Source organism: Streptomyces sp. NPDC101219, from assembly GCF_044767675.1.
Classification (GTDB): Bacteria; Actinomycetota; Actinomycetes; order Streptomycetales; family Streptomycetaceae; genus Streptomyces.
Window position 1 is genome coordinate 471,908 of record NZ_JBIWOK010000001.1, and the last position, 6,144, is coordinate 478,051.

Consider the following 6,144-nt stretch of genomic DNA (forward strand, 5'->3'; position numbering starts at 1 on the left):
GCTCTGGCTGCCTGCCCCGCCCTCTCACCCCACCCGTATGCCGACGATGCAGGTGTCGTCGTCCGTGTCCGACCTGCTGTGCGTGAGCATGCGGTCCAGCTGCTGGTCCAGCGACCTGGGGGCGGTCCCGACCGTGGTGAGGAGCTGGGTCAGGGCCTCCTCCATCGTGCGGTCGCGGCGCTCGATGAGACCGTCGGTGTACATGAGCAGGGTGTCCTGCGCCGCCAGCGTCACCTCCGCCTCCTCGTAGCGGGCCTCCGCCACCGCGCCCAGCAGCATCCCCCTCACCGTCGGCAGCGGAGCGGCGCCGTCCCCGCGGACCAGCACCGGCGGCAGATGGCCCGCGCGGGCCCAGCGCAGGGTGCGCGCGTCCGGGTCGTACAGCCCGCAGACGGCCGTGGCCGTCACCGCGCCCGTGAGGTGGTGGGCGACGATGTTGAGCCAGGACAGCAGCTGCCCCGGCCCCGCGCCGGTGACGGCCAGCCCGCGCAGGGCGTTGCGCAGGACGACCATGCTGGTCGCGGCCTCGATGCCGTGCCCGGCGACGTCGCCGACGCACAGCAGCACCAGCCCCGACGGCAGCACGACCGCGTCGTACCAGTCGCCGCCCACCAGCTGCTCGGCCTCCGCCGGCCGGTAGCGCACCGCCACCGACAGGTCCGGCACCCGCAGGGGCGCCTGGGCGGGCGGCATGATGGCCTGCTGCAGCTGGAGCGCCAGCCGGTCCCGCTCGCTGGCGTGCTGCTCGGTGTGCGCGAGCTGGTCCCGGGTGGCGGCCAGTGCCACCTCCGTCCAGTGCTGCGCCGAGACGTCCTGGTAGGCGCCGCGCACCGTGAGCACCCGGCCGTCGGTGTCCGTGACCGGCTCGGCGACCACGCGGATGTGCCGGGTCACCCCGTCGGGCCGCTGCAGCCGGAAGGCGGCCGAGGCGGGCCGGCCGTGGTGCATCAGGGTCCGCAGGAAACGGCCGATGGGCACCGCGTCGTCCGGGTGGGCGTGCGCGGGAAGGTCCTCCAGCGCCACCGGCAGACTTGTCGGCGGGCGCCCGTACAGGTCGAACAGCTGGCCGTTCCAGGTGATCTCGCCCGTGAGCAGGTTCTCCTCGAACCCGCCGATCCGGCCGAGGCGCTGCGCGTGCTGCAGCAGGCTCGCCAGCCGCGCCGCCTCGTCCTCGATCCGCCAGATGAACAGCACGCTGGAGCCGTGCCGGCTGATGCTGAGATCCGCGACCGCCGACAGCGGCACCTGGTCGACCAGCGCCGTCAGGTTCGTCCGCCGGGCCCGGAACGGCTCACCCGTGGCGTACACCCGCTCGATCCGCTGGAACAGCCCGCTCTCCCCGGCGGCCAGCGGATAGGCCTCCAGCAGCAGCACCCCGCTGATCATCGCCCGGGACCGGCCCGCCGGGTCCTGGAAGCGGCCGTTGACGTGCTGGATGCGGAAGTCCACCAGGTTCCCGGCGGCGTCCAGATGGGGCACCAGCACCAGGGCGGGGTCCTGCAGCCCGTCGGCCAGGTCCATCAGCTCCGCCGCGTCCGGCAGCACCCGCGGCGGGTGGGCCGGGTCGCTCGGCGCCGTGTACGTCTCCAGGGTGTGGGCGCACAGCTCCGCCAGCGCCTCCACCTGACGCACTATCTGCGGCGGCTGCTCGGGCAGCGGCGCCGGCCAGGCGATCTCCAGTACGCCGTGGATCCGTCCGCCCGTGCCCGCCGGCACCGCCGCCCTGCCCCCGTCCGGGTGCTGGTGGCGGCCGACGCTGGGCAGTCCCGTGTCGGACAGCGAGGAGATCCACAGCCCGTCACGCTCGGTGAGACCCCGCCGGGCCACCGTCGCCACGTCCGGCGGTACGTAGCGCCAGCGGGCCGCCTCCGCCGGGGAGAAACCGGCGCTGCCCGCCAGCGTGAGCGAGCCGTCGAAGCCCGCCGCCCAGACGGCCACGGCCGTCGCACCGATCGGCTGCAGGGCGTGCTGGAGCAGGGACTCGGCGACGGCCTGGGTGTCGTCGGCCGCCAGCACCCCGCTCTCGGCCGCCCGCAGCCGCACGGCGGCCGCCGCCTCGCTCTCCGCCTCCTCGGCCGCCCGGGTGGCGGCCAGGAACGCGTTCGTCACCTCCGACATCCGGTCCCGCGCCGCCTGGTTGATGACCTCGACGGCGAACTCCAGCGGGGTCGTCCCGGCCTGCTCGGTCAGCTCGGCGAGCTGGCGGGCCGCCTGCGTGGGCCCGCACTGCAGCCGCTCGACGAGGATGCCCTTGGCCAGTTCGAGCAGGGCCCGCCCCTCGGCCTCCGCCTGCGCGGCCCGCACCTCGCGGCTTAGCCGCTCCACGGTCGCCGCGAGACGGCCCACGGGGGAGTCCGCGGCGACGCCGGCGGGCCCGGCCGACGACGCGGACGCCGGGAGGGAGGACGCGGGCCCCGCCTCCTCGTGCTGCGGCGGGCTGGGCCGGTCGGTGGTGCTCACGGTGCGGATGCTCCTCGGTTGCCGGGACCTGGGACGCGACGGCACGGACGGGGCCGGGTGACCGTCCCGGTGGACGGGACGGCCGCGGCGGCCGTGCGGCGGCGGCTCACGAGGGCAGCCAGTGCCGGACGCACGCCATCAGGGCCTGCGTGTCGACCGGCTTGGTCACGTAGTCGCTGGCTCCGGAGGCGAGGCTCTTCTCCCGGTCGCCCGGCATCGCCTTCGCCGTCACCGCGATGATCGGCAGCTCCGCGTACTGCGGCATCGCCCGGATCTCGGCCGTCGCCGTGTACCCGTCCATCTCGGGCATCATCACGTCCATCAGCACCAGCGCCACCTCCGGGTGGGCGAGCAGCGTCTCGATGCCCCGGCGCCCGTTCTCCGCGTGCAGGACCCGGAAGCCGTGCAGTTCCAGGATCCCGCTGAGCGCGAACAGGTTGCGCGCGTCGTCGTCGACGACCAGGACCGTGCGGCCCGCGTGCGAGACGTCCAGCACCGGCTCGGGCGCCTGCCGCTGCGGATCGTCCGGCCGCACCAGGGAGAGCACGTCACCCGGCTCCTCGGCGGACAGGTGCAGCGCGATGCGCTCCCGCAGCTCGTCCAGGCTGGAGAGGAACTCCAGCGCGGTGCCCGAGGACCGCGAGCGCAGCGTCTCCTCCACGGCCGTGTCCGCCCGCTGCCCGCTGTGCACCAGCACCGGCACGGCGGCCAGCGCGGCGTCGCCCCGCAGCGCCTGGAGGAACCGCGCCGCCTCGCCCTCCATGCCCAGCTCCAGCACCACGCAGTGGCACGGCTCGGCCGCCAGGGCGCCGGCCGCCTCCTGGGCGCCGACGGCGGTGATGATGTCGACCACGGGCCGGTTCGCGCCGTGGCCGCGGGCGTTGGTGACGTCCTGGACGACGCTCTCCGCGACCAGCGTGAGCAGGCCGCGCGGACGCTCCTCCACCACCAGCAGCCGCCGCGGACGCCGGCCGGCACCCCCGCCGGCCTCGAGCGCCTGTGCCGGCCGGGACTCGGCGTCGACGGCGTGGACCGCCCCCTCGCCCCGGGCCGCTCCGCCGGGCACGCCCGTCAGGTCCTCGAAGTCCGGCCGGGCCACCGGCAGGAACAGGGTGAAGGTGCTGCCCTGGTCGGGCACGCTGTCCACGCTCACCGCTCCGCCGAGCAGATGCGCGATCTCGCGGGTGATGGACAGGCCGAGCCCGGTGCCGCCGTACTTGCGGCTCGTGGTGCCGTCCGCCTGCTGGAACGCACCGAAGATGGTCTCCAGATGCTGCTCCGGGATGCCGATCCCGGTGTCCCGCACCCGGAAGGCCACCACGGCACCACGGCCCCGCACCCCGGCCGGCACCTCGTCCTCCGCCGCCGGTTCGATGCGCAGCTCGACACTGCCCCGCTCGGTGAACTTCACCGCGTTCGACAGCAGGTTGCGCAGCACCTGCCGCAGCCGCGAGTCGTCGGTGAGCAGGTCGGCCGGCGCGCCCGGCGCGGTCGTCACCGTGAAGTCCAGGCTCTTCTGCATCGTCATCGGCCGGAAGGTGGCCTCGACGTACTCGATGAGCCGGTTCAGCTCCACCCGCTCGGGGCTGATGTCCATCTTCCCGGCCTCGACCTTGGACAGGTCGAGGATGTCGTTGATCAGCTGCAGCAGGTCCGAGCCCGCGGAGTGGATGATCTGCGCGTACTCGACCTGCTTCGGCGTCAGGTTGCGCGAGGGGTTCTGCGCGAGCAACTGCGCCAGGATCAGCAGGCTGTTGAGCGGGGTGCGCAGCTCGTGGCTCATGTTGGCCAGGAACTCCGACTTGTACTTCGACGCCAGCGACAGCTGCTGCGCCCGGGTCTCCAGCTCCTGCCGGGCCTGCTCGATCTGGAGGTTCTTCGCCTCGATGTCCCGGTTCTGCGCCACCAGCAGCGACGCCTTCTCCTCCAACTCGGCGTTGGAACGCTGCAGTTCCTCCTGCTGCACCTGCAGCTCCGCGGACCGCTCCTGCAGCGCGCCGGTCAGCCGCTGCGACTCGGCGAGCAGTTCGTCGGTCCGGGCGTTGGCGACGATGGTGTTGACGTTGACGCCGACCGTCTCCATCAGCTGTGCCAGGAAGTCCTGGTGGATCTGGGTGAAGGGGGTCACCGAGGCCAGCTCGATGACACCGAGGACCTGACCCTCCACCACGATGGGCAGCAGCACCAGCGCGGTCGGCACCACCCGGCCGAGGCCGGAGGAGATGGAGACGTAGTCCGGCGGCAGGTCCTCGACCACGATGGTGCGGCGGCTGCGCGCGGCCTGACCGACGAGTGTGCGCCCGAAGGCGATCCGGGCGGGCCGGTCCAGGTCCTCCGGATAGCCGTAGGAGCCCACGAGCCGCAGCTCCGGCCCCTTCTCGCCGTCCTCGGCGAGGTAGAAGGCCCCGTACTGCGCCGACACCAGCGGCACCAGTTCGTCCATGATGAGTTCCGCGACCACGGGCAGGTCGCGGTGACCCTGCATCAGCCCGGAGATCCGCGCCAGGTTGGACTTGAGCCAGTCCTGCTCCTGGTTGGCCCGGGTGGTCTCGCGCAGGGACTCCACCATCGAGTTGATGTTGTCCTTGAGCTCGGCGACCTCGCCGGACGCCTCCACGTCGACGGAGCGGGTCAGGTCGCCCTCGGCGACCGCGCTGGTGACCGCGGCGATCGCCCGGACCTGCCGGGTCAGGTTCCCGGCCAGTTCGTTGACGTTCTCCGTCAGGCGCTTCCAGGTCCCGGACACGCCCTCCACCTCGGCCTGGCCGCCGAGCCGGCCCTCGGTGCCGACCTCGCGGGCCACGCGGGTGACCTCGTCGGCGAAGGCGGAGAGCTGGTCGACCATCGTGTTGATCGTCGTCTTGAGCTCCAGGATCTCCCCGCGCGCGTCGACGTCGATCTTCTTCGACAGGTCGCCCCGGGCCACCGCCGTGGTGACGAGCGCGATGTTGCGCACCTGGCCGGTGAGGTTGTTGGCCATGGAGTTGACGTTGTCGGTGAGGTCGCGCCAGGTGCCGGCGACGTTGGAGACGTGCGCCTGGCCGCCGAGCCGGCCCTCGGTGCCGACCTCGCGGGCCACGCGGGTGACCTCGTCGGCGAATGCCGAGAGGGTGTCGACCATCGTGTTGATGACCTCGGCCAGCGCCGCGACCTCGCCCGCCGCCTCGACGGTGATCCGCTGCGACAGGTCGCCGCGGGCCACGGCGGTGGCCACCTGGGCGATGGAACGCACCTGGCCGGTCAGGTTGGACGCCATCACGTTGACGTTGTCGGTGAGGTCCTTCCAGGTGCCCGAGACCCCCCGCACCTGGGCCTGGCCGCCGAGGCGGCCCTCGGTGCCGACCTCGCGGGCGACGCGGGTGACCTCGTCGGCGAAGGCGGAGAGCTGGTCGACCATCGTGTTGATGGTGTTCTTCAGTTCCAGGATCTCGCCGCGCGCGTCGACCGTGATCTTCTGCGACAGGTCGCCCTGCGCGACGGCGGTCGCCACCAGCGCGATGTTGCGCACCTGGCCGGTCAGGTTGCCCGCCATGAAGTTCACCGAGTCGGTGAGGTCCCGCCAGGTGCCCTTGACGCCCTTGACGTCCGCCTGGCCGCCGAGGCGGCCCTCGGTGCCGACCTCGCGGGCGACGCGGGTGACCTCGTCGGCGAAGGCGGAGAGCTGGTCGACCATCGTGTTGATGG

2 protein-coding genes are annotated in these 6,144 nt (G+C 73.2%); both read right to left on the reverse strand.

What is annotated here, in order from left to right:
* Positions 1 to 24: 24 nt before the first annotated feature.
* Complete coding sequence (locus ACIRPP_RS02280; RefSeq protein WP_403637204.1) at positions 25 to 2,460, reverse strand: PP2C family protein-serine/threonine phosphatase; 2,436 nt, start codon at positions 2,458 to 2,460, stop codon at positions 25 to 27.
* 106 nt (positions 2,461 to 2,566) lie between these two features.
* The coding region (locus tag ACIRPP_RS02285; RefSeq protein ID WP_403637206.1) for a HAMP domain-containing protein at positions 2,567 to 6,144 on the reverse strand (3,578 nt) is incomplete at its 5' end.